We start from the raw sequence: 1,320 nt of genomic DNA, 5'->3' as shown, positions 1-1,320 counted from the left end.
TAATTAATTGATTTACAATAAAAAAAATAGGTTCTTGAATGAATTTCAAAAATATTTCTGTTTCTGCTAATTACAAGTGCTATGACATTTAGTGCCTCACATTAATTAATTAATTGATTTACAATAAAAAAAATAGGTTCTTGAATGAATTTCAAAAATATTTCTGTTTCTGCTAATTACAAGTGCTATGACATTTAGTGCCTCATCATTTGCCAATTCAAAATTAGAAATCATTAATGAGCTGAAATCTACCTCTATCATATTAAACAAAAATTTACCAAAACGAATTGATGACTATACTGTGGCTGAAAAAGTAAAATCCACTGAGAACGGACTTATATTCAGCTACACCACATCAATAAAAATAACCAATGAAATCAGTGATAAACTTAAAGATAATGTATTAAGAATGGTAAGGATGAGTTGGTGTGATAAACATTGGTTTAACAATTCTACCTACCCAGTTACTGGAACTTTTATCTACAAAGGTGCAGAAAAAAGCACTGCATTTTTTATTTTTAATAGGTATGACTGTGATTAAAATAAAAAACAATTCTATTTCATTAAAATCAACAGATAGGTTCTTCTAATCCCTTTTATGTTAAACGCTACAAGTCTCTCATGTGGCGTTTTATCGCCTCTTCACTTTCAGTAAGCCATGCATCTCGTTGCTCTTGGTCTTCTTGCTCCTTTTTCCATTGCTCTATTTGCGCCTGACTAAACCGATTTTTCCTTTTTACCATTTGGTTGAGCCTTTTCCATTTACGCATTTCAGTTTCGTTTTTTTAATTTTTTTTTTCGTTTTCATACGTTCCCTCATAAAGAATTGCGTGCTTTTAAAGACTTTAACCGTATTTTTAGGTTTAAAAAAAAGAAATGTTAAAAATGAGCCAAAACGGCACAGAAACCGTTCTAAACTTTCAGGGTGGATTTTGGGTGTTATGGGGTGTATTTGGTGCTTAAAATCGTGCTGATGCGTTCTGATGGTGATTAACGGGCGGTTTTAAGGTGTAAACTCGTCCGTTTAACATAATGGGTCTTATCCGTATTTCAATTATTACTGAATCAATATCTTTTTTATTCACTATTCTTACTTCATTAAATCTCTTTATTTTAGGAAGCGATAGATGCCTGAATACCTTATTCACGGAAAAAATAACGAGGAAGGAAGAACGACTGCGGGGGGACAAGTAACACCGGTTTCTGTCATGCCCGCTAAACTTTTTATGGAGGCACGCTCACTATCCTATGCTCCACCTAAACCCATTGAATTACCTAAACCCATTTTGAAACCGACGGCTTCTTCTCATCAACGCGTGA

At 33.4% G+C, this 1,320-nt stretch carries 3 protein-coding genes; 2 read left to right on the top strand and 1 reads right to left on the bottom strand.

The annotated features are described in order from the left end of the window. The first annotated feature begins 187 nt into the window (after nt 1-187). Nucleotides 188-541 (top strand): hypothetical protein, encoded by a 354-nt coding sequence (locus BHE89_RS17495; RefSeq protein WP_128860674.1) that lies wholly within the window; start codon nt 188-190, stop codon nt 539-541. A 67-nt stretch (nt 542-608) separates the two neighbouring features. On the opposite strand, the gene BHE89_RS23905 is transcribed toward BHE89_RS17495, so the two are convergent. Beyond that, complete coding sequence (locus BHE89_RS23905; RefSeq protein ID WP_171742531.1) at nt 609-770, bottom strand: hypothetical protein; 162 nt, start codon at nt 768-770, stop codon at nt 609-611. 357 nt (nt 771-1,127) lie between these two features. Here BHE89_RS23905 and BHE89_RS17490 point away from each other — a divergent pair. Next, a partial coding sequence (locus BHE89_RS17490; RefSeq protein WP_141008329.1) for a hypothetical protein occupies nt 1,128-1,320 on the top strand: 193 nt, incomplete at its 3' end.

The sequence above is a fragment of the Shigella sp. FC1967 genome (assembly GCF_001743005.1).
GTDB lineage: Bacteria > Pseudomonadota > Gammaproteobacteria > Enterobacterales > Enterobacteriaceae > Proteus.
The sequence above is the reverse complement of the archived record's forward strand: the minus strand, read 5'-3'. Positions and strand labels throughout refer to the sequence as shown.